This window comes from Pseudomonas sp. BMS12 (assembly GCF_001592875.1).
Taxonomy (GTDB): Bacteria; Pseudomonadota; Gammaproteobacteria; order Pseudomonadales; family Pseudomonadaceae; genus Aquipseudomonas.
This window is the reverse complement of the sequence record NZ_LSOF01000005.1, coordinates 352,461-374,096: the sequence shown is the minus strand read 5'-3', so window position 1 is coordinate 374,096 and position 21,636 is coordinate 352,461. Positions and strand designations below refer to the sequence as shown.

Below are 21,636 nucleotides of genomic sequence, written 5' to 3'. Positions count from 1 at the left end.
GTATGGGGGCTCTGACGAAAGCTGAGATGGCGGAACGTCTGTATGAAGAGCTTGGCCTGAATAAGCGGGAAGCCAAGGAGTTGGTGGAGCTGTTTTTCGAGGAAATCCGCCACGCGCTGGAAGACAACGAGCAGGTCAAATTGTCCGGTTTCGGCAATTTCGACCTGCGCGACAAGCGTCAGCGCCCGGGTCGTAATCCCAAAACAGGCGAAGAAATCCCGATCACGGCTCGCCGTGTCGTCACCTTTCGTCCGGGCCAGAAATTGAAGGCCAGAGTAGAGGCATATGCTGGAACCAAGTCATAACGACGAGCTACCGCCTATACCTGGCAAACGCTACTTCACCATTGGCGAAGTCAGCGACCTCTGCGCCGTCAAACCTCATGTTTTGCGTTACTGGGAACAGGAGTTCCCCCAGCTCAATCCGGTAAAGCGTCGAGGTAACCGTCGCTATTATCAGCGCCAAGACGTGCTGATGATCCGCCAGATTCGAGCGCTCCTGTATGACCAGGGCTTCACCATTGGCGGGGCGCGGCAGCGTCTCTCCGGTGATGAGGCCAAGGACGACACCACTCAGTACAAGCAGATGATTCGACAGATGATTGTCGAGCTTGAGGATTTGCTGTTGGTACTTCGCAAATAAGCCTGCTGCGGTAAAAAAAACTTCCACAATTCAGCAGCTTATTGTAAAGTCCTCCCCGCTTGCAGTAACACGTAAGCATCGTCGGGGCGTAGCGCAGCCCGGTAGCGCACTTGCATGGGGTGCAAGGGGTCGAGTGTTCGAATCACTCCGTCCCGACCAAAAAACCCTAAAAAATCCAGTCACTTAGCGGTGACTGGATTTTTTTATGGGCGATGATTTTTACTGAGTCGAGTTTTTGTGCCACTTTTTGTGCCACCGCTGAAAATGGCGTTGCAGAATCGGATAGGGGCGCCAGTCCACCTGCTGCAGCATAGATGACGTCGGCTTAGGGTGAGGGGCGACTAACGGCCAGAAGCGGTCATTCTGGGTCTAGGAAAACAGGGGCGATTCAACACGGTATTCCCTCTGTATCTGCGATTGGGAATAGGGGTTGGCTTTGATCTGCAACTGATGCTTTTCAACCACCGTTAGCCAGGGCTTAGTGCCCTGGAACAGTCCAACAAAGCGAGCATAGAGATTAGGAAAGGCTGTCTCTTCAAGCTCCGTGATCACTTGGCAGCTCCTTAGAGTTACATGTGGAAAGGGACGGAAACATGAGCTGATTTATTTATAAGCCAAAACCGTCCGCTTCTGGCCGCTTTGAGGCAGTCGTGACCTAGGTCGACCGGATTTTGCCCATCTAAGAAAGCCTATCCTCGCACCCCAATCACTTCATCCCAACGCGTCGTATACCTCTGGCTCAGCATTTCTCTGCGCATTGCCCACTTCGGCTTCACCGGAATCCGTCCAATCCGCACCGCGCCCCTTCCTTGCAGCTTATTGATTTGGTCGACAGTAGCCATGAGCTGCTCTGAGCCTCTGCGTGGTTTGGGTGCAAACAAATCTGGCGTTAGCTCGCCTCGCTGACTCAGATCCATGAGCAGGATGCTGCACTTAGAGAATGGATAACCTGGTCTGTAGATTTGACTCAGGCCGCGCTGGGCGAGCGCCAGAATCTCCCGAGTGTCATCTGTTGGGGAAGGTAGAGCCAGGGTCACTGCGTTTGCATAGCGGGGCCCATCCAGGTCAGCCAATTGGGTCTGAAGGCCTACGTGAATCGTGCTGCATAGTGAGCTCTGAGCGCGTAGTTTCTCAGCGGCTCTAGCCACATATGCGGCAAGCGCTTCGCGAATCGGTGGCAGCTCTGTTTGGCGCGCACCGAACATCTTGCTACTGCAGATTGCCTCCTTCGGAGGAGGGCCTTGATTGAAGCCAATGCAGCTCACGCCGCGCAGCTCACGTGCAGTCCGCTCCATGGTCACCCCAATCCGCAGCTGGCGGCGCTGGAATATAGCGTCATGACTTACCGCTATCTGTTGAGTCATGGAGTCCTCGGCAGACAGTTGAGCAACTCCTGGGCTCGGTGCAGGAATATCGGCGTTTCATGGGGCGGGATGAGTAGACCATGACAGTTATGCAGCAATTGCCGGGACAGCATGCTTGATCACGGGAGTATTCAGCGGCCTGAAATGGAGTGGGTGCCAGTGAAAACCGAATCACTGGCGGGTGAGCGTCAGGCTAGCGTCCAGATATCCTCGACCACCACAGCCGACTTCGGAGTAGAGCCCATCAGGGCATCAAACGGCCGATGGATGGTGGTGGAAAATAGCAGCCACCTTGGGCCGGTGGGCAGGTGAGAAGGGTGATCTGTGGCTGTGGACGCGGTGTCAGCAGCAGGCCGAGAGCCAGGCCGGCGATGGCAAGCAGCAGGGTTGCGCAGGTGGATGTTTTCATGGCGAGCCTCGGCGCGGGCACGATTGTTGTTGTGACTTCACCTTAGGGGCTGCGCAATAGTCCGGCCTCGTCCAAATGGACTAGATCGCCGAGCGAGTGACAAACCTGTTCAGACGCGTCGGGCCAGGGCGCCCATGGCCATGAACAGCGCTGCAATGGCGCGCGCCTCCTGCAGTTCGCCATGGGCCACCAGATCGTGAAGTTCGCTTAGGGGGACCCGCACCAGTTCCAGGGCTTCCGGCTCGTCGCCATCGCCGCTGGCGGGCTGTAGATCCTCGGCGAGTACCACCTGGCAGCGGTGACAAAGATGGCCGGGCGCCAGGGTAAGCTCGCCCAGTTCGGTCAGGCGCCTGGCGCGCAAGCCTGTTTCCTCGATCAATTCGCGTTGTGCTGCCTGCAGGTAGCTTTCGCCGTGTTCGGCACCGCCCTTGGGCAGGCCTAGCACGCGACCTTCCACGCCCACTGCGTATTCACGCACCAGCAACACGTGTTCGGGATCGGGCAAGGCGACCATGAGTACCGAGCGGTAGCCAGTGCCGCGCAGACGCTCGTAAATGCGCTGCTGGCCGTTGCTGAACTGCAGGTGCAGGGCCTCGATCTGGAAGTGGCCGCTCTCGGCGAGCAGCTCGGTCTTGAGAATGGTGGGTAGCTGGCGCATGGCTCTCGCCCCTGCGGGGTGGACACTGGCACAGCATCTTCCGGCTGCGACTGCTCGGCATCGTCCCGACGGACTAGGTGGGTGGCCCCTCTCCGGTGAGTGGATGAGGGGAGCTCTAGGCCCTTAGCCGAGGGTGGCCACGCTGCGCAGGATCAGGCGCACCAGCATGGTCTGGCGGGTTACGCCGGTCTTGGAGAAGGTCGAGCGCAGGTGCGCGCGCGCGGTGTTGCGACTGATGCCGAGTTCCTCCGAGGCCTCGTCTAGGGTCAGGCCGTTGGCCAGCAGCATGGCCAGCTGGGTTTCCGCCGGGGTGAAGTCGAACAGGGCGCGGACGATCTCCTGCGGCGCACTGGATTGCTGCTCGGGGTCGCTGATGAAGATCGCGACCGAGGGGCACTGCTTGCCTTCGTTCCATTCCGACAGCGGCACCGAGCGCACGATGATGCCCAGGTCGGCGCGACCGGACGGGCGTTGCACGCGCAGCGCCTCGACCACCGAGGGGTTGTTGCTGCGTTGCGCCAGCAGGGCCTGTTTGACCAGGCGGCGGAACTCCTGGTTGTCGCGTGGGTTGCCGACCTGCAGGCCGTCGTCGACGCGCTTGAGACCGTCCTTGCTTTGCAGCAGCTGTTCGGCCACCTGGTTGGTCTGCAGCACCTTGCCGTCCTCGTCGAGGATGATGGTGCCCACCGCCATCTGGTCGACCGCGCCGGCATACAGGTTGCGCTCGGATTCGTAGCGGTTGAGGCGCACGTGCAGCTGCACGGAGCGCTCCAGATGCGGCACGAACAGCGCCAGCAGCTCCTTGTCCGCAGTGGTGAAGGGCGGGTGCTCGGGGCCGCGGCTGATGCGGATGCGGCATTGCACGCCGTCGCTGGTGTTGATGTCGGCGCCGAGGATGTGCAGTACCCCCACTGGTTCGAGGAAGTTCTTGTAGAACTCCGAACCGGTCCACTCCTCGAGCGGAATGAACTCGGTATTGCACACCACCTGGCGGTTGGGCAGGCCGACGAAGGGGTCCATCGCGTAGAAGTGTTTGTTGTAGGACGCCGTGGCCTCGGCCGAGGTGCCGTTGGTGTTGACCATCAGTCCGTCCACCGAGTGGCTCGGTGGGCGCAGGATGAAGGTGACGTACTTGCTGGCGAGCAAATGGTTGAGTTGGCCGAGGAAGCTCGACCACGGCACGTTTTCCAACGGACCCTGGTAGAGGTTGCCGAGCATCTCGCTGAAGGCATCGAGGGGTAGGGGGTGAGCCATGATGGTTGCGCTCTGTTGTTTTTATAGGCGTCCGAGGATAGGCGCTACCTGAGGGTCCAGGCAACGCCACTCGGCGGCGCGGGATCAGCCCTTGACCAGGTATTCGCGGCGTTCGGCGGTTTCGGCCGGTACGGCGGCCTGGTCGGTGTAGAACTGCTCGTACCATTTGCGCAGCTGGTAGACGGGACCGTCGCCGTCGCACAGTAGGGGATTGTCCACCCGGGTCTTGCTGTTCCAGATCGCCACGTCCTCGTAAAAGGCAGCGCGCGCCTGCTCGACGTAGGCCATGGCCATGGCGCGGTTGTCTTCCTCGCTCAGGCCGGGGATCTTCTTCACCAGCACGCCGTAGCGCAGGGTGAAGCTGTGCTGGTCGATCGGCACGTGGCAGTTGAGCAGGATCGAGTGGATGGTCTGGCCGTTCATCGCACCGGTCATGTCGGTGATCTGGTAGGCCGGGCCGTAATAGCTGGCCACGGTGCACAGCTCGTCATCGCCGGACAGGCGCGCGCTGGTGCCGCGCATGATCTGGATGGCGACATGGCCCTCGAAGACGTTGCTGAAGTAGTGCAGCGGCGCGCCGTGCACGCTGTCGAAGTGCGCCATGTCGGCGACGTTGTCCACCAACTCGCGGCAGTTGGTGTTGATGGTCATCTCGGCGATGGCCCAGTCGGCCCAATCGTCGTCGAAGCAGGCGTCGATGCGCGGAATGGCCTGCTCGGGTAGCGGTGGATTGCCTTCCGGATCATTCCAGACGAACAGCAGGTTGTTCTGCTCGAGTACCGGCCAGGCCTTGATCTTGGCCCGCGGGGGGATGCGTTTGGCGTAGGGAATGTCGTCGCACACACCGTCGGCGCCCCAGCGCCATTCGTGGAATGGGCAGCGTAGCGAACTGCCTTCGACGCAGCCCTCGCTGAGGTCGGCGCCCATGTGCGGGCAGTAACCGTCGAGGATATGCAGCTGGCCATCCTCGCCCTGGAAGGCCACCAGACGGGTGCCGAAAGCATCGATCCGGTGTGCCTTGCCATCACGGTAGTCGGCCGCCAGGCCCAGGCAGTGCCAGCCGCGGGCGTAGCGCTCGGGCAGCTGTTTCACTTCGATACGGTGCAGTGCAGTCATCTTGTTGTTCTCCGGTTGCGCGCTCAGGCAGACGGCGCGGCTAGGCTTTGCCACGTTCCGGATTCTGCCGTCCTGAGCCGGCGCGGCATCGTCTGAACGGACGATGGCCGCGCTACGGGGGGCAGTTCTACTGGCGCCACTGAGAACAAGAAGTGGAGCCCTAGATGAGCAACCTCAATTGCCGCGTCGCGGTCATCACCGGCGCCGCCAGCGGTATTGGCCGTGGCCTGGCCGAACATGCAGCCCGTCTGGGGCTACGCCTGGTGCTGGGGGATGTCGATGCACGGCGTCTGGCTGACCTGGCTGCGGAACTGGGCGGGCAGGGGGCCGAGGTCGCCTGGCTGCCTACCGACGTGAGCCACCCCGAACAGCTGGATGCCCTGCGCGATCTGGCGCTGGAGCGCTTTGGCGGCGTCGACCTGCTATTCAATAACGCCGGGGTGATGCAGACCGGGCTGTGCTGGGAGATCGAGGCGGCGAAGTGGCAACGCATGCTGGATATCAACCTGAACGGCGTGCTCAATGGCATCCGCAGCTTCGTGCCGCTGCTGCTCCAGCAGAACCGCCCGGCGCATGTGATCAACACCGCGTCGCTGGCCGGGTTGATCAACAGTCCATTGATGGGCCCCTACAACGTCAGCAAGCAGGCAGTGGTGGCGATCTCCGAAACCCTGCACTACGAGCTGGCCATGCTCGGCGCCCAGGTCGGCGTCTCGGTGCTCTGTCCCGGCCCGGTGGCCAGCTCGATAATGACCTCCAATCGCACCACCGGCGCTGCCGACGCGCCGCTCGAAGCGGTGCTCGACAGCAGCATCCGCGAGGGCATGAGCCCGCTGCAGCTGGCCGAGCTGGTGTTCGCCGCGGTGGAGGACAAGCGCTTCTGGATCCTCCCGCACAAGTTCTTCAAGCCGGCGCTGCAGAGTCGCCTACAGAGCATCCTCGACGAGACCAACCCGATATTCCAGATGGCCCAGGAGAACTCCCATGCCGCTCGATAAGCAGATCGCCGCCGTTCTTCAGCAGTTCAGTGGCCTGCCACAGCCAGACTTCAGTCAGCTCGAGGCGGCCGGCTATCGCCAGGTCGCCGACCACATGATGCCGCCGTTGCCCGGCGAATCCATGGCTGAAGTGCGCGACCTGCGGGTGGCCGGCGCGGCCGGTGCGCTGCAGGCGCGCCTGTACCGTCCGCGTGACGAGGCGAACCTGCCGCTGCTGGTGTTCTTCCATGGCGGCGGCTTTGTGATCGGCACACTGGATACCCATGACAACCTGTGCCGCAGCCTGGCCGCGCAGAGCGGTGCGCTGGTGGTTTCGGTGGCCTATCGGCTGGCGCCGGAAAGCCCGTTCCCGGCGGCACCGCTGGACTGCTACCGCGCCACTCTTGACCTGTTCGCCCGCGCTGACGAGTTGGGTGTGGACGCCTCGCGCCTGGCGTTGGCGGGTGACAGCGCCGGTGCCAACCTGGCCATCGCCGTAGCTCGGCAGGTCGACGCCAGCGGCGGGCCACGGATTGCCGCGCTGGGCCTGTTGTACCCGGTCACCGATGGCCGTTGTGGCAGCAGCTCCTATCAGGAGCTGGCCGAGGGCTACTTCCTGACCCGCGAACAGATGCTCTGGTTCTGGCGCCAGTACCTGGCCGAGCCCGCCCAGGCCGATGATCCACTGGCCTCGCCGCTGCTGGCCGAGGATCTTGACCGGCTGCCGCCGACCAGCCTGCTGACGGCCGAGTTCGACCCGCTGCGCGACGAGGGCGAGGCCTTCGCCGAGCGCTTGCGCCAGGTCGGGGTGCCGGTGCGGGCCAAGCGTTGCCTGGGGATGATCCACGGGTTCGCCAGCATGGCGCCCTTCGTCGAGCAGGCGGCGGCCGAGCTGGCGGAGTTCTCTGCCGACCTACGCCAGGCACTGAGCTGAGAGGGCTGGCAATGAGTTTCGACAGCGTGCAAACACTGCTGGACGCCCTGGGCGCCGGGCGCATGGTGGTGATCTGTGACGATGAGCAGGATGGCGAGGGCGTGCTGTTGATGGCCGCCGAGCGCACCGACGCCGAGGCGGTCAATTTCATGGCCATGCACGCGCGTGGCCTGATCTGCCTGGGGCTTGGCGAGGCGCATTGCCAGCGCCTGGGGTTGGACCTGATGGTGCCGCACTCGCGGGCCGCGCATGGCCTCGGCTTCACCTGTTCGATCGAGGCGCGTCAGGGCGTGACCACTGGTATTTCCGCCGCCGATCGTGCGCATTCCATCCAGGTGACGGTCGATCCTGCCAGCACGGCCTTCGACATCGTTCAGCCGGGGCATGTGTTCCCGGTGCAGGCGCTGCCCGGAGGGGTGATGCAGCGTGCCGGCCATGTCGAGGCCGCCTGCGATCTGGCGCGCCTGGCCGGGTTCCAGCCGGCCGCGACCCTGGTCAGCATCCTCGATGAGGCGGGCGAGCTGGCCCGCGGCGAGGTGCTGCAGGATTTGGCCGCCCAGCACGGCCTGCCGATCTGCAGTATCGCCGAGCTGATCCACTACCGAATTCTTCACGAAGGCACCATCCGCCGGGGTGAGCAGTACCCGCTGTCTACCCGTCACGGCGAGTTCCGCGTGGTGAGCTACCAGGACACTTACCAGGGGCAGGTACACCTGGCCCTGGTGTGCGGCGATATCGACAGGGCGCGCCCGACCCTGGTGCGGGTGCAGGCCCTGGAAACCCTGCGCGATGCTCTCGGTTGCGACAGCGAGGGTGCTGCCCGGCAATGGAATCTCGACCGTTCCCTGGCTCATATCGCCGCCGTCGGCAACGGCGTGCTGGTGTTGTTGGCCCAGCGCGAGAGCGGCGAAGCGCTGCTTGAACAGTTGCGCCTGCGCAGCGCCGGGCAACCGCGGCCTCCGCACTTTCCGCAGCGCACCCTGGGCATCGGTGCACAGATCCTGCGTGACGTCGGGGTGCGACGTATGCAGCTGATGAGCTCGCCGGTGCCATACAAGGCAGTGTCTGGCTTCGAGCTGGAAGTGGCCGAATTCGTCCCCTATAGCGGCGATGCCGCGCTTGCGACCTAGTTGGAGCTGCGGACAAAAAGAAACAGGCTCCAGGCCTGTTTCTTTTTTGCTGTGCCCGCCGAGTCCTTGGCGGAGTCTTGTCAGGGCCTGAGGCCGCGCAGTTCCTTGCGGATATGGTCCTGCAGCTTACCGTCCACACTCAGGTTGCCGTCCATCACGCTGATCACCGCTTTACCGCTGAACAGCTGATAGGCGTCGTAGTGCTTCTGTTCTGCGCTCGGTGTGGGCGGTGCGACCAGGTTGATTCGCACACCGCCATCGTCACTGCGCTGGGCAAGGAAGTTGACCGCGCTCCAGTCGCCGATCGGCGCATAGGCCACACCCCTGACCTCGTGGGCCTCCAGTGCCGGGTAGTTGATATTGAGCCCGGTGCTCCCCGGTAGACCGAGGACGTTCAGGTCGCAGGCCTTGTGCTTCTTGCTCTTGTCACAGGCATGTCGAGTCTTGTCGGCCTTGGCGCTGAGTTCGCCGATCACCCGGGTGGCAAAGGCGGCGGTATCGTCCAGGGCGTTGAGGGTTTTGGCGTAGCCGGCCTGCGGGTCGCGCATGATCAGTTCCATGTCGATGGCGGTGGACACCGCCACTGCCGGCACACCCTTGAACATGGCACGCACTGCCGCGTTGACCGTGCCGGACATCTGCGTCAGCGGGCCGACGTTCTCGCCGAAGTTGCTGCCGGAGACCACCAGGTCCGGGCGGTTGTTCTTGAGCAGCAGGTCCAGGCCGACATTGACCGCATCGACCGGGGTGCCGATGGCCGAGGTCTTGCCGGCAGGCGGGGTGTAGCCATCCGGGGCGCCGACGCAGTACTTGCCTGGCTCCAGTTCGGTCACTGCGACCGCCTGGCCGGGGCTGACCACGCTGGCGGCGCCGATGCCGCTGCTGTCGTTCTGTGGGCCGACCAGGGTGACCTGGTGGCCGGCGGCGGTGAGTGCCTGATACAGCGCACCGATGCCGGGCGCGCGGCAACCGTCGTCATTGGTCAACAGGATGTTGAGGGCATTGGCCTGGCCTGCGAGGCCGAGGCTGGCCAGGGCGATACCCGTAGCGAGGAGCTTGTGCATTCTTGTTGTCTCCGTGGATGTATCGATGGCCCTGCAGGGCCGGTTGATGCCACGCTACCGACGGCAGACTGGGCGTGGCAAAACTGTTCTGGGGAATGAGCCGAAAAGCCGGGGCCCCGACGCGGTTGCGGCGAGGCCCTGGTAGCGAAACTGCGCCTTGTGGGCAAGGTTCTGCGGGCTTGGCTCAGCGAGTACCCAGCTTGCGCAGGTTGGCCGGAGTGAACATGTCGTCGCTCCACTTGCTGACGTTGAGCAGGGCAGGCTTCTGATCGTCCAGCAGACGGTCGACCAGGTAGGAGCCGGCGATCAGGTCCTGATAGATGCCCAGGCGCGCATGGAAGCGCTGGATGTCATAGGCGTAGATCGAGGTCTGCATATTGGTGCGCCACAGCTGCCCGCGGCCGTCGTAGTTGTCGGCCATGGTGGCCGACCAGCTGTCCTCGTCCAGATAGATCACACGCTTGGCGTAGATGTGCCTTGTGCCGGGTTTGAGGTTGCCTTCGAGAACCCAGACGCGGTGCTTCTCGTAGCGCATCAGGTCGGGGTTGACGTGGCCGGTGGTGGCGAGGATCTGCTCGGTGGTGACGTCCGGCGCGTCGAGACGGTAGTTGTGGTAGGGGATGAACAGCTCGCGCTTGCCAACGATCTTCCAGTCATAGCGGTCGGGTGAGCCGTTGAACAGGCGGTCCTCGTCGTAGGTACGGAAGCCACCGGCACCGGTCGGCGAGTCGTAGCCCACGGTAGGGGCGCGGCGCACGCGGCGTTGGCCGGGCGCGTACTGCCAGGCCTGGCGCGGTTGGCTGAAGGCATCGATGAACTCGTGGCCGGTAACGATCTCGCCTTTTTTCCGTACCGGCTCCAGGTTGGTGACCATGAAGTTGGTAAAGATGCCGTTGGCGCCCTCTGGCGACTGCTTGGGGTTCGACCAGATCGACTGAATCTTGTAGTTGACCTTGTCGATGGCGCGGTTGCCGTCCGAGTAGCTGACGGTCTGGATGTAGTTGGCTTCCTCGGTATAGGCGCGACCCTGCATGGTGTGGTTGAGAATCAGCTGATTGCCGTTCTGCGGGATGGGAAACGGCGAGGCGCCCCAGGCGTTGCGGGCTTCATAGCCATTCTCACTGAGCGAGGCGTTGAGGGCGTTGCGCTTGATCAGCTGCTCAAGCTCGGGGTCGACACGGAAGTCGCGGTGGCTCGGGTAGACCGGGATGCGGAAGCTCTTGGGGTAGCGCTTGAGCAGGGCCTTCTGGCCGTCGCTGAGGTAAGCGGCGTACAGCTCCATGTTGGTCGAGGTGATGACGAACAACGGCTTTTCGTCGGCATAGGGGTCCGGATAGGGTGTGCCCGGGCCGGCGAACTGCACGTGCGGCGGGGTGCCCAGCCACTTGCCGGTCCAGGCAGGAATGGTGCCGTCGGCGTTGCCGGCCTTTTCTGCGCCGATGGGGGTCAGGTCCTGGCCGAGGCGGGCGGCTTCGGCCTCGCTGACCTTGGCCTGGGCGCTCAGGCAACTGCCGAGCAGGGCAACGGCCAGGGCCGAGCGAATCATGCTGTGAGTGTTCATGGGGTTCTCCTCCGTCCGGCTCAGAAGCGGTACTTGAAGTTCAGGGCGACGTTGTCGCGGTCGGCCAGGCCGGTGTTGTTGGGGTTGCCGAGGTAGGCGTTGTAGCGGGCTTCGACGGTGAAGTTGTTGAGGTAACGCCAGGAGGAACCGATGCTGAAGCGGTTGTCGTGGGCGCCGTTGTTGATCGCCCCGTTGATCGCGCTGTCGCCGTCGGCGGCACTGCTGTAGGTGATCGGCACGGACATGTCCCAGCCGTTGATGATGTTGTTGTAGTCGAGCGTCGCCTGCACGGTGTAACCCCAGGCGTCGCGGTCGAGGGCCAGGCTGTCCGAGCTGGAGCCGGGCAGGACGAAGCCGGGGAACAGCTCGATGGGCTGCGAGGCGTCGTTGTCCAGCACGTGGATATGCACGACCTCGCCGACCAGGGTGAGGTTGTCGGCGAAGCTGGTCGGGCCGAACACGTAAACGGTCGACAGCTGGCTCTGCAGGGTTTCGCCACGCACCGGGGTGGAGAACAGGTCGTCGACCATCACCGACTGACCGTCGCGGTAGCTGATCTCGCCGGCGATGCTGGCGTCGCCGACGTTGGTGGCGAAGCTGACGCCGTACAGGTCGATATTGTCGAAGTAGCGCACCTGGTAGTTGCCGCTCAGCGAGGGGCGGAAGTCCAGCGAGGGCTGCTTGTCGTGGAAGCGCACGTAGTACAGACCGAACTCGGTGTTGTTCAGCGACTCGGCGGCATAGCTCAGGGCCACGCCGTACTGGCCACTGTCGCTCGGCTCGTCGTCCTTGAGGCGAGTGAGGAAGCCGCTGGCGTCGTTGAAACCGCCCTCGTCGATGTAGTCGGTGGTGGAGAAGTAGCTACCGACGCCGAACAGCTCGGTCTTCTCCCATTTGTATTGGTAGTAGGCCTGCAGGTTGAGGGCGTCGGTCAGGTTGATCTGGCCGAACACCTGGCCCACCGGCAGGAGGATTTCCTTGACCTCGACCCCCGGCGTGGTGGCCTTAGTCGCATCGACCGGGCTCTGCGCGCCGGAGATGCCCGGGTAGAACATGCTCTCACCCCAGCTCACCACCTGGTCACCGACGCGCAGGTTGAGGTTGTGATCGGCAATGCTCCAGTTGCCGTAGACATAGGCGTCGAGCATGCGCAGGTCTTCGCGGTGCTGGTCGATGGTGTCTTCGGAGAAACGGTCGGGCCGCGAGCAGTGACCACCGGCGAAGCAGTTGGAGCTGCCACTGCCGTTGTCGTTGCCCCGGTCGTAGACGTTGTCATAGAAGCCGGTGGCGCGCAGGAATACGCCGTAGTCCTGACGCCAGCTGAGGTTGGCTTCGGTGAGGAAGCTGACCCGGTTGTTGATCAGGCTGCCCTTGTCGAAGGCGTTGTCGCCGTCGTTACCGTCAGCATTGGCGGTCAGCTCGTGGTCGCGGTCCTCGACGCGCCAGGCCAGGCTGTAGGACAGGGTGGTGTCCAGGTCGAGGTTGAGGTCTTCGTTGGGCTGGAAGTTCATGGCTTGGGCCTGGCCGGCCAGTGTCAGGGCAGCCAGGTGAATGGACACGCGCAGCGGTCGCAGGGCGTTTGTTGTTTTTATCATCTCGTCCTCGTTACGGCGGTCGGGCGGCCCCGACCAGCATCTCGGGTGAAGGGGTGCAGCCGGGTGTGACTATGGAGTCGCGTTTTGGCTGCAACATCGTCCAAGCGGACTAACCCGATTGGCCGGAGCAGAGCCCGCGCGGCGGCTAGTCCGCATGGACGATGCCCGCTGCCGGCCCCGCTCCAACAATCCCTGCGACCGTGCAGCACCCGGCTGCCGGCACTTGCTGCAGGGAGACCGAAGCCGTGAGCGACTGGGACGAGGTGTGCGATGTGTTGGTGGTCGGCTCAGGTGCTGGCGGCATGACGGCCGCGCTGTGCGCCCACGACCTCGGGTTGAAGGTGCTGCTGATCGAGAAGAGCGAGCTGTATGGCGGCACCTCGGCGGTATCCGGCGGTGGCATCTGGATTCCCGACAACCATCGCATCGCCGGTCTGGGTGGCAGCGACTCGCCCGAAGAGGCCATCGCCTACCTGCGTGCCGCGACCTTCGGCGAGATCGACGACGGCCGTATCGAGACCTACGTCGCCGAGGGGCGTGCCATGGTCGAGTACCTGGAGCGGCACAGCCGGGTACGTTTCGAGGCCCAGGCAGCCTATCCCGACTACTACCCCGAACTGCCCGGCGGCAAGCCCGGCTACCGCTCCATGGACCCCTTGCCGTTTGACGCCGCCGAGCTGGGCGATGAGTTCCTGCGCATGCGCCCGCCATCGCCCGGCACCCTGATGATGGGGCGCATGGCGATGACCATGAAGGAGGCGCGCGTGCTGCTGTGTCGCGGCCCAGGCTGGATCGGCCTGACCTGCAAGGTGCTGTGGCGGTACTGGCGCGACCTGGCCGGCCGGCGTCTGTCGCGCCGTGATCGTTACCTGACCCTGGGCAATGCGCTGATCGGCGCACTGCGTTGTTCCCTGCTGGATCGGCAGGCACCGCTGTGGCTGAACTGTGCGCTACAGGAGCTGATCGAGGCCGATGGCCGGGTCCAGGGCGCACGCCTGCGCTATGCCGGGCAGAGCCTGCGCGTGCAGGCCCGCCATGGCGTGGTGATCGCCGCTGGCGGCTTCGAGCGCAGCCAGCAGATGCGCGAGCAGTACCTGCCGCAGCCGACCCAGGCGAGCTGGAGCGCCACCCCGCCGCACAACAGTGGCGATGGCATCCGCGCCGGCCAGGCCCTGGGCGCGCAGACCGCATTGATGTCGCACAGCTGGTGGGCGCCGACCAGTCATGTGGCGGGCGAGGAGAAGCAGCGGGCGATGTTCGTCGAGCGCAACCTGCCGGGCTGTATCCTGGTGAACGCCGCCGGGCAGCGTTTCGTCAACGAGGGCGCACCCTACAGCGATATCGTCTACGCCATGTACGAGCAGGCCAGCGTGCCGTGCTGGATGGTGTTCGATGCCGAGTTCCGCCGCAAATACCCCTGCGGTGCGCTGTTGCCCGGCTACGCCCAACCGGACTGGCAGGTGCCTGCACAGCTGCGCGACTACTTCCACAAGGCCGATAGCCTGGCTGCGCTGGCCGAGCGCATCGGCGTCGATGCCCAGGGCCTGGAAGCCACGGTCGAGCGCTTCAACCCCATGGCCGAGCAGGGTGTCGATGTGGATTTTGGCAAGGGCGATTCCTTGTTCGACCGCTACTACGGCGATCCCGGTGTCAGCCCCAATCCCTGCCTGGCGCCGCTGCGCCGGGGGCCGTTCTACGCGGTGCGTCTTGATGCCGGCGACATCGGCACCAAGGGCGGCCTGCTCACCGATGTGCATGCCCGCGTGCTGCACGACAGCGGGGTGCCCATCCCTGGCTTGTATGCCATCGGCAACAGCGCCGCTTCGCTGATGGGCCGTACCTATCCCGGTGCCGGCTCGACCATCGGCCCGGCCATGACCTTCGGCTACATCGCCGCTCGACATATCGCCGCGCAGGCTGCCGCCGTGGCCAGGGCCTCGGCCGAACTGCCGGCCTGATACACGCCATCCAACCCCGCAGTCGCATGCGGCAGCGGGGCCTTTTGCCTTGCGAGGAACCCGCATGACTCAGCAGAACCGCATTGCCCTGGTCACCGGCGCCAGCCGTGGCGTCGGCCGCGGCATCGCCCAAGCCCTGGGCGCCACCGGCATGACCGTGTACATCACCGGCCGCCAACCCGGGCAAGGCGACTCGCGCCTGTACGGCCAGCGCCTGAGCGGCTCGCTGGAAGACGTGGCCGCAACCATCGACGCGGCCGGCGGGCGCGGCATCGCCGTGCCCTGTGACCACGCTGACGATGCCCAGGTCCGCGCCTTGTTCGCCCGCATCGAGGACGAGCAGGGGCGTCTGGATCTGCTGGTGAACAACGTGGCGCATATCCACGAGCAACTGATCGAGCCGGGGCCGTTCTGGGCAAAATCGTTGGAACTGGTCGGTATCCTCGACGTCGGCCTGCGCTCGGCCTATGTCGCCAGCTACCACGCCGCGCCTTTGCTGCTAAAGAGTCGCCAGGGCCTGATCTGCTTCACCTCGTCGTTCGGCGGCGCCTGCTACATGCACGGCCCGGCCTACGGCGCGCAGAAGGCCGGGGTGGACAAGCTGGCGGCAGACATGGCGGTGGACTTCGAGGGCACGGGCGTGGCCGCTCTGTCGCTGTGGCTCGGCCCGCAGCTGACCGAGCGCACGCGCCTGGTCGGTGCCCAGCATGGTGAGCAGTACCAGGCCTTCCTGGCCCAGGCCGAGACGCCGGAGTTCAACGGGCGGATCATTCACGCGCTGCTCGACGATCCCGAACTGGCGAGCCTGTCCGGGCAGACCCTGATTAGCGCCGAGATCGCAGCGCGTTATGGCATCTGCGAGGCGGAGGGGCGGCAGCCGCCGTCCTACCGCGAGATGCTCGGTGCGCCGCGGGTGGCGCATCCGGCGCGGGTCGTTTGAGGTTCTGATTGGGCTGACTGCTTATGTTCGTGCCGCTGCTGGTTTTCGCGTTGGTGGCGGCATTGGTTCCGCCCTGTTGGGCGGGTTCCTTTTGGCATTGCCCCAAAAGGAACCAAAAGGTCTAGCCCCTGCATCCGGCCCGACGCTTCGCTTCGGGTCCGTTCGCTCCATCGCCGCTCCTAGGGTCGGCTTAAAGGGCCATCCATGGCCCTTTAAGCCTTTCGCCGCATCCATGCGGCTCATCCCTCTACGCAACGACTCCGCTCTCCCTTCTGAAGGGGCGCTTTGCGCTGCCGGGGAGTGATTTGTCTCCCCTCTCCCGAAGGTAGAGGGGCCGGGAACGAGGGGAGCTCTGTAGCGGTGCAGCCTGGATGAAATTCGCTGCATCGGCTGAACGCGCCTTCTTCCAGAGAGAGTGCGTGCGAAACCTTCAGGCAGCCCGAAATGCCCCTTCAGAAGGGTGAGTGGAATCATCGTGGAAGGGGTTGAGCGGCATGGATGCCGCGAGAGACGCGATGGGCCAAGGATGGCCCTTCGCGACGTGCCCCTGGAGCGATGATGGAGCGAACGGACCCGAAGCGAAGCGTAGGGCCGGATGTAGGGGCAAGCGGTTTTGGTTACTTTTGCCGCGACTGGCAAAAGTGACCCGCCCAGTAGGGCGGAACAGAAAGATTCAAGCCGAGCAATAAACAGCAGCGGCACGGATTGGAAGTCGATAGAGGCGTACGTAGCCTCAACCGCGCCCAGCCATCTCCCGCAACACCTGCTTGGTCACCTTGCCCGAGGCATTCAGCGGCATCTGTGCCAGCAGTTGCACACGGCGTGGCACCTTGTAGTTGGCCATGCGCTCACGGCACCAGGTGATCACGCTGGCGCAGTCGATTACCTGGCCCGGCGCGGGGAGCAGGAAGGCCATGGCCACCTCGCCCAGGCGTTCGTCGGGGATGCCGATCACCGCGGCCTGGGCCACGCCGGGGTAGTCCAGCAGCCCCTGCTCGATCTCCGCCGGGTAGACGTTGAAGCCGCCGGTGATGAACATGTCCTTGAGCCGGTCGGTGATGCGCAGGTAGCCCTGCGCGTCGAGCACGCCGACATCGCCGGTGTGCAGCCAGCCCTCGGCATCGATGGCTTCGGCGGTGGCTTGCGGGTCGTTGAAGTAGCCGCGCATCAGGTTGTAGCCGCGCACCAGGATTTCCCCGGGCTCGCCTGTCGCCACCGGCTGACCGGCGCCATCCACGCAGCGCACCTCGACTCCGGGCATGGCGCGGCCGCTGGTGTTGGCGACCAGCTCGGCGCTGTCGCCGGGGCGGCAGATGCTGACGAAGCCGCAGCTCTCGGTCAGGCCGTAGGCGGTGACCACGGTGGCAAAGCCCAGCTCGTCGCGGATGCGCTGCACCATTTCCACCGGAATGGCGGCTGCGCCGGTCACGGCCACGCGCAACGAGGACAGGTCATAGTCGCCGCGGCGCGGGTGGGTCAGCAGCGACTGGTACAGGGTCGGCGGACCGGGCAGCACGCTGATGCGTTCGCGCTGCACGCAGTCGAGTACGGCGTCCACGTCGAACACCTGCTGTGGCAGCAAGGTGCAGCCGCGCATCAGTGCGGCGAGCCAGCCGGCCTTGTAGCCGAAGGAATGGAAGAACGGATTGACGATCAGGTAGCGGTCGCCCTCGCGCAGACCGACCACCTCACTCCAGTCGCGCACCACCTGCAGGTTCTGCGCATGGCAGCACATCACGCCCTTGGGCTTGCCGGTGGTGCCGGAGGTGAACAGCAGGTCGGCCAGGCTGTCGCCGTCCACTTCGGCCTCGCGGGCGGCCAGTTGTGCGTCGCTGTGGCGCTCGGCCAGCGCCAGGAAGTCGTCCCAGCCCAGGCAGCCCTGGCTCTCGCCACGCAGCACGATGCGCTGACGCAGGTTGGGTAGGTCCTCGCCATGCAGTTGCGCGGGGTAGTCCGTGCCGAGGAATTCGCCGATTACGAACAGCGCCGCGGCGCCGCTCTCGCGCAGGATGAAGGCCGCTTCGCTGCCTTTCATTCGCGTGTTCAGCGGTACCAGGGCGGCGCCGACGCTGTGCAGGGCGGTGGCCGCCACCACCCACTCCCAGACATTCGGTGCCCAGATCGCCACCCGCTCGCCGGCCTCGATGCCGAGGGCCAGCAGGGCGCGGGCGGCCTGGCGGCGCAGGGCGTCGAGCTGGTGGTAGTCGATGCGCCGGCCGGCATCGTCGATGGCCAGGGCATTTCCATACCGGGCGGCGGCACTGGCGATCAGTTGCGAAGTGGTGGCGGGCGTCATGGGGCCTCCCCGGGTAGAGGATGAAAAACCAAGAAGGAAAGGACCGGGCAGGGCGCCCGGCCTCGGGTTCAGGCTGCGGGTGGGGCGAAGCGGCGGCCGGCGGAGAAGCCGCCGTCGACGGCGATCATCTGCCCGCTGACGAAGGAGGCTTCGTCGGAGGCGAGGAACAACGCGACATTGGCCACTTCGTCGGGCCGACCGGCGCGGCTGAGCATGTGCTGCGAGGCGAAGTAGGCGTGGAACTCGGCATGCTCCTTGACCATGCTGGTCATCGGCGTGTCGATAAGCCCCGGGCACAGGCCGTTGACCCGCACGTTGGCGTGGCCGTAGTCGATGGCCAGCGAGCGGGTCAGCTGGTTGATGCCACCCTTGGCCACGTTGTAGGCCAGGTTGTTGTCGCAACCCTGCAGGCCGAAGATCGAGCCGAAGGTGATGATCGAGCCGCTGCGCTGTTCCACCATCTGCGGCAGCACGTGGCGGCAGGCGAACAGGCAGCCGTTGAGGTGGATGTCGAGCATGCGCTGCCAGGTGGCGGTTTCGATCTGGGTGGCGCTACCCTGCGAGGCGATGCCGGCGGCAGTGACCAGCACGTCGATACGGCCATAGCGCTCGACGACCTGCTGCATCACGGCCTGGGTCTGCGCTTCATCGCTGACGTCCAGGCGCAGGAACAGCGGGGCCGGGTTCAGGTCCCAGAGCTGGTCGGCGGCGGGTTCGCCGAGGTCCAGACCGACCACCTGGGCACCTTCCGCGGCGAAGCGGCGCACGCAGGCCAGGCCGATACCTGAGGCGGCGCCGGTGATCACCGCCACTTTGTTGTGCAAACGAGCCATAGCAAACCTCTTGTTCTTGTGAGCTGGCGCCGAGTCTACCCGGCGCAGCCGCTGTGGTTGATCGTCCGATGGGACTAGGCAGATGCCCGTCAGGCGGGGAACTTCAGGCGCACCCTGGGCGCGTCCGGGCGAGCCTGGCAGGCCAGGGTCCAACCCTCGGCCAGCTCCTGGGCGCTGAGCACGTCGTTGCGCGCCAGGCCCAGCGTGCCCTCCTCGACCTGGCACATGCAGGCGCCGCAGAAACCCTCTTCACAGGAGAAGGGTACATCCAGACCGGCCGCCCGGCAGCTTTGCAGCAGTGTGGCGCCAGGCAGGCTGGGCACCTCATGGGCGACGCCGTCGACTTCGACGATCAGGGCCTGGCATTCGACCGTGCTGGCGATCGGCGCCGGCTCCGCGACCTGGTCGGGATCGGGCGGCGAGACGAAACGCTCGACATGGATGCGCTCGCGCGGCTTACCCAGCTCCAGCAGGGTGTTTTCGACCGTGTCCATGAACGGGCCCGGGCCACAGATGAAGAACTCGCCGTCGCCCACGCCACGCACCTGGCGGCGCACCTCGGCGGCATCGACGAAGCCTTGCAGCGAGTCGAGCAGATGCACCACCTGCAGCTGCTCGGGATGGGCCTTGAGCAGCGCGCGCAGTTCGTCGCGGAAGATCACCGAGGCCTCGTCGCGGTTGGCGTACACCAGCTTGACCGACCGCGTGCCGGTGCGCAGCGCCGACTTGAGGATCGACATCACCGGGGTGATGCCCGAGCCGCCGCCGAACAGCACCAGCGGATGCGTACCGGGCTTGAGATAGAAGTGCCCGGCCGGCGGCAGCACCTCCAGCCAGTCGCCGGCCTGCACCGCATCGTTCATCCAGTTGGACACCCGACCCTCGTTCACCCGTTTGATGGTGACCTTGGGCTGGGCGTCGCAGTCCGGCGAACTGGCCATCGAGTAGCAGCGGGTCAGCAGCTTGCCGCCATGCGGCACGCGGAAGCTGAGGAACTGCCCCGGGCGATAGCGGAAGCGCTCGCGCAGCTCCGCCGGCACGCTCAGTACCAGCGAGCGGGCGTCGGCGGTTTCGTCTATCACCGCGGCGACCTGCAGGCGGTAGGTGCCGGCGCTCGGTTGCTGGACGGGCTGCGCGCTCATGCTCATCTCCGTTACAGGCCGCTGATCAGCTGGGCGTTGTCGACGCGGATCTCGGCGCCGCTGATGAAGCGCGACTCGTCGCTGGCGAGGAACAGCACCACGTTGGCGATGTCCCGCGGGGCGGCCATGCGGTTCAGCGGGTCGGCGTCCAGCACGTCCTGGGGAATCGCCTGGCCGCCGGCCAGGGCCTGGGTCATCGGCGTGTTGATGCCGTCCGGGTGCACGCTGTTGACGCGAATGCGGTAGCCCTGCTGCTTGCAGTGCAGGGCGATGGAGCGGGTCATGGCGGCCACCGCGCCCTTGGACGCCGAGTAGGCGCAGAACATCGGCATGCCGCCCAGGGCCGCCACCGAGGACATGTTGACGATGGAGCCGCCGCCGGTTTCCTTCATCGCCGCGATGGCGTACTTGCAGCCGAGGAAATAGCCGTCGCTGTTGATCTTCTGCACCTTCTGCCACTGCTCCAGGCTGGTGTCCTCGATGCTGCCGAGGGCGAGGATGGCGGCGTTGTTGACCAGCACATCGAGGCGGCCGAAGCGTTCCAGGATGGTCTTGATGGTGTTTTGCCAATCGGCCTCGCTGGCGATGTCCTGGCGGATGAACAGGGCGTTGTCGCCGATCTCCGCAGCGACCAGGCGGCCGGCCTCCTCGTTGAGGTCGGTGAGCACCACCTTGGCGCCCTGGCTGGCCAGCAGCAGTGCGTCTTCGCGGCCTACGCCGCTGGCGGCGCCGGTAATCAGGCAGACCTTGCCTTGGACTCGGTTCATGGTGTTCTCCTTCAGGCGATTTCGGGTTGGGCGGTCGCCGCGGCTGCCGCATGGGCGGCGGCGCGGCGGCCGGAATAGATGCAGTCGGCCAGCGACAGGCCGGATACGTAGAGGTTGGAGGCGATGCCCACGGCATTGCGCCCGGCGCTGTACAGCCCGTCGATAACGCTGCCGCCGGCGTCGAGCACCCGGCCGCTGGTCTCGCACACGCGCAGGCCGCCGAGGCTGATGGTCGGGCAGGGGAACAGACGACTGGCGAAGGACAGATCCAGCGCATACCAGGGGCCCTGGCTCAGGTCGGCGAGCATCGCCGGCGACTTGCCGAAAACATCGGCACATTCACCGCGGGCGGCGGCGCCATAGGCGGCCAGGCTGGCCTGCAAGTTCTCCGCGGGCAGCCCGCAGCGCCGGGCCAGGCGTTCGGGCGTGGCGGCACGCTTGGCGTTGAATAGCAAATTGAGCAATACCGGCAGGCGCTGGAACTGCCAGACCTTGCCCGGGCCGACCTGGCGCAGCGCCTCGCCGACCAGGGCGCGGTTGAGGATGAGGATGGCGCGGCCGTCCTGCTCCTCGACCATGGCGTGGCCGAGCTTGGCGCCGTACACCTCTTCGTTGCAGTAGCGCTGGCCGTGCGCGTTGACGATCAGGCCGCAGGCCCAGGCCAGCGGCGGATTGATGAAGCGCCAGGCGCTGATCCTGTCCATCCGCGCGGTCGCGCCGCCGACACTGCTGCCCAGGGCGATACCGCTGCCGTCGCAGCCGGCGCTGCCCAGGGGCAGCCCGGCCAGGTAGGCCGGCGCGTGCTGGCGGACCAGTTCGCGGTTGAATACGAAACCTCCGGCGCACAGCAGCACGCCGTGCTCGGCGCGAATCAGGCGACGCTGGGCATGAGCCAGCTCGATGCGCCGAGCCCGTGCGCGCAGGCGCTCGGCCAGGGCTGGGCTGTACATGTGCAGCGCCTGGGCCCAGCGCGACAGCCGCGCGTGCCGGCGAGCC

General features: G+C 65.2%; 21 protein-coding genes and 1 tRNA gene. 8 read left to right on the top strand and 14 right to left on the bottom strand.

The window, feature by feature from the left end; genetic code table 11:
• Window positions 1-2 precede the first annotated feature (2 nt).
• The 3 genes from ihfA to AYB31_RS05140 all read left to right on the top strand — a co-directional run bounded on the left by ihfA (window position 3) and on the right by AYB31_RS05140 (window position 801).
• Window positions 3-305, top strand: a complete 303-nt coding sequence (ihfA, locus tag AYB31_RS05150; protein WP_002553164.1) for an integration host factor subunit alpha — start codon at window positions 3-5, stop codon at window positions 303-305.
• On the top strand, window positions 286-642 hold the full coding sequence (locus AYB31_RS05145) for a MerR family transcriptional regulator (RefSeq protein WP_068826434.1): 357 nt from the start codon (window positions 286-288) through the stop codon (window positions 640-642). The genes ihfA and AYB31_RS05145 overlap by 20 nt, the downstream gene beginning before the upstream one ends.
• Window positions 643-724: 82 nt before the next feature.
• Window positions 725-801: transfer RNA gene (locus AYB31_RS05140), tRNA-Pro, on the top strand.
• Between the two features lie 210 nt (window positions 802-1,011).
• On the opposite strand, the gene AYB31_RS05135 is transcribed toward AYB31_RS05140, so the two are convergent.
• The 6 genes from AYB31_RS05135 to AYB31_RS05115 form a co-directional block, all read right to left on the bottom strand.
• A complete protein-coding gene (locus AYB31_RS05135) occupies window positions 1,012-1,194 on the bottom strand; it encodes a hypothetical protein (protein ID WP_068826432.1) in 183 nt (60 codons plus the stop codon).
• A 137-nt stretch (window positions 1,195-1,331) separates the two neighbouring features.
• The gene (locus AYB31_RS05130; protein ID WP_068826819.1) at window positions 1,332-1,937 is read right to left on the bottom strand and encodes a DUF4113 domain-containing protein; all 606 of its coding nucleotides are present in this window, start codon (window positions 1,935-1,937) and stop codon (window positions 1,332-1,334) included.
• A 313-nt stretch (window positions 1,938-2,250) separates the two neighbouring features.
• Window positions 2,251-2,415, bottom strand: coding sequence for a hypothetical protein (locus tag AYB31_RS21690; RefSeq protein WP_161489372.1), 165 nt, complete (start codon window positions 2,413-2,415; stop codon window positions 2,251-2,253).
• A gap of 109 nt (window positions 2,416-2,524) precedes the next feature.
• Window positions 2,525-3,073, bottom strand: coding sequence for an ADP compounds hydrolase NudE (gene nudE / locus AYB31_RS05125; protein ID WP_068826431.1), 549 nt, complete (start codon window positions 3,071-3,073; stop codon window positions 2,525-2,527).
• 123 nt (window positions 3,074-3,196) lie between these two features.
• A complete protein-coding gene (locus AYB31_RS05120) occupies window positions 3,197-4,327 on the bottom strand; it encodes a helix-turn-helix transcriptional regulator (RefSeq protein ID WP_068826429.1) in 1,131 nt (376 codons plus the stop codon).
• An 84-nt stretch (window positions 4,328-4,411) separates the two neighbouring features.
• On the bottom strand, window positions 4,412-5,443 hold the full coding sequence (locus AYB31_RS05115; protein WP_068826428.1) for a Rieske 2Fe-2S domain-containing protein: 1,032 nt from the start codon (window positions 5,441-5,443) through the stop codon (window positions 4,412-4,414).
• A gap of 164 nt (window positions 5,444-5,607) precedes the next feature.
• Between AYB31_RS05115 and AYB31_RS05110 the strand changes: the two genes are divergently transcribed.
• From AYB31_RS05110 to AYB31_RS05100, 3 genes are read left to right on the top strand one after another with little or no spacing between them, the layout of a single operon-like run.
• Window positions 5,608-6,441 (top strand): SDR family NAD(P)-dependent oxidoreductase, encoded by an 834-nt coding sequence (locus AYB31_RS05110; RefSeq protein ID WP_068826426.1) that lies wholly within the window; start codon window positions 5,608-5,610, stop codon window positions 6,439-6,441.
• Window positions 6,428-7,354, top strand: a complete 927-nt coding sequence (locus AYB31_RS05105; protein ID WP_068826424.1) for an alpha/beta hydrolase — start codon at window positions 6,428-6,430, stop codon at window positions 7,352-7,354. The genes AYB31_RS05110 and AYB31_RS05105 overlap by 14 nt, the downstream gene beginning before the upstream one ends.
• A gap of 11 nt (window positions 7,355-7,365) precedes the next feature.
• Complete coding sequence (locus AYB31_RS05100) at window positions 7,366-8,484, top strand: 3,4-dihydroxy-2-butanone-4-phosphate synthase (RefSeq protein ID WP_068826423.1); 1,119 nt, start codon at window positions 7,366-7,368, stop codon at window positions 8,482-8,484.
• Between the two features lie 80 nt (window positions 8,485-8,564).
• Here AYB31_RS05100 and AYB31_RS05095 read toward each other — a convergent pair whose 3' ends face one another.
• From AYB31_RS05095 to AYB31_RS05085, 3 genes are all read right to left on the bottom strand, one after another.
• Window positions 8,565-9,548 carry a 5'/3'-nucleotidase SurE gene (locus AYB31_RS05095; protein WP_068826421.1) on the bottom strand — a complete coding sequence of 328 codons (984 nt, stop codon included), beginning with the start codon at window positions 9,546-9,548 and terminating at the stop codon, window positions 8,565-8,567.
• Between the two features lie 184 nt (window positions 9,549-9,732).
• On the bottom strand, window positions 9,733-11,109 hold the full coding sequence (locus AYB31_RS05090) for a DUF1329 domain-containing protein (RefSeq protein WP_068826419.1): 1,377 nt from the start codon (window positions 11,107-11,109) through the stop codon (window positions 9,733-9,735).
• A gap of 20 nt (window positions 11,110-11,129) precedes the next feature.
• Entirely contained in the window at window positions 11,130-12,704 is a 1,575-nt protein-coding gene (locus tag AYB31_RS05085; RefSeq protein ID WP_068826417.1) for a DUF1302 domain-containing protein, read from the bottom strand.
• Window positions 12,705-12,949: 245 nt separating this feature from the next.
• Here AYB31_RS05085 and AYB31_RS05080 point away from each other — a divergent pair, with 245 nt between their 5' ends.
• Both AYB31_RS05080 and AYB31_RS05075 read left to right on the top strand, forming a co-directional pair.
• On the top strand, window positions 12,950-14,662 hold the full coding sequence (locus AYB31_RS05080) for an FAD-dependent oxidoreductase (protein ID WP_068826415.1): 1,713 nt from the start codon (window positions 12,950-12,952) through the stop codon (window positions 14,660-14,662).
• 64 nt (window positions 14,663-14,726) lie between these two features.
• Window positions 14,727-15,602: an SDR family NAD(P)-dependent oxidoreductase gene (locus AYB31_RS05075; RefSeq protein ID WP_068826413.1), complete on the top strand. Its 876-nt coding sequence runs from the start codon at window positions 14,727-14,729 to the stop codon at window positions 15,600-15,602.
• Between the two features lie 733 nt (window positions 15,603-16,335).
• On the opposite strand, the gene AYB31_RS05070 is transcribed toward AYB31_RS05075, so the two are convergent.
• The 5 genes from AYB31_RS05070 to AYB31_RS05050 all read right to left on the bottom strand — a co-directional run.
• Entirely contained in the window at window positions 16,336-17,898 is a 1,563-nt protein-coding gene (locus AYB31_RS05070) for a FadD3 family acyl-CoA ligase (RefSeq protein WP_068826410.1), read from the bottom strand.
• Between the two features lie 68 nt (window positions 17,899-17,966).
• The gene (locus tag AYB31_RS05065) at window positions 17,967-18,731 is read right to left on the bottom strand and encodes an SDR family NAD(P)-dependent oxidoreductase (RefSeq protein WP_068826408.1); all 765 of its coding nucleotides are present in this window, start codon (window positions 18,729-18,731) and stop codon (window positions 17,967-17,969) included.
• A gap of 89 nt (window positions 18,732-18,820) precedes the next feature.
• Window positions 18,821-19,873, bottom strand: coding sequence for a ferredoxin--NADP reductase (locus AYB31_RS05060; protein ID WP_236715503.1), 1,053 nt, complete (start codon window positions 19,871-19,873; stop codon window positions 18,821-18,823).
• An 11-nt stretch (window positions 19,874-19,884) separates the two neighbouring features.
• Entirely contained in the window at window positions 19,885-20,640 is a 756-nt protein-coding gene (locus tag AYB31_RS05055; RefSeq protein ID WP_068826404.1) for a glucose 1-dehydrogenase, read from the bottom strand.
• Window positions 20,641-20,651: 11 nt separating this feature from the next.
• On the bottom strand, window positions 20,652-21,636 hold a 985-nt coding region (locus tag AYB31_RS05050), incomplete at its 5' end, for an FAD-binding protein (RefSeq protein WP_153020650.1).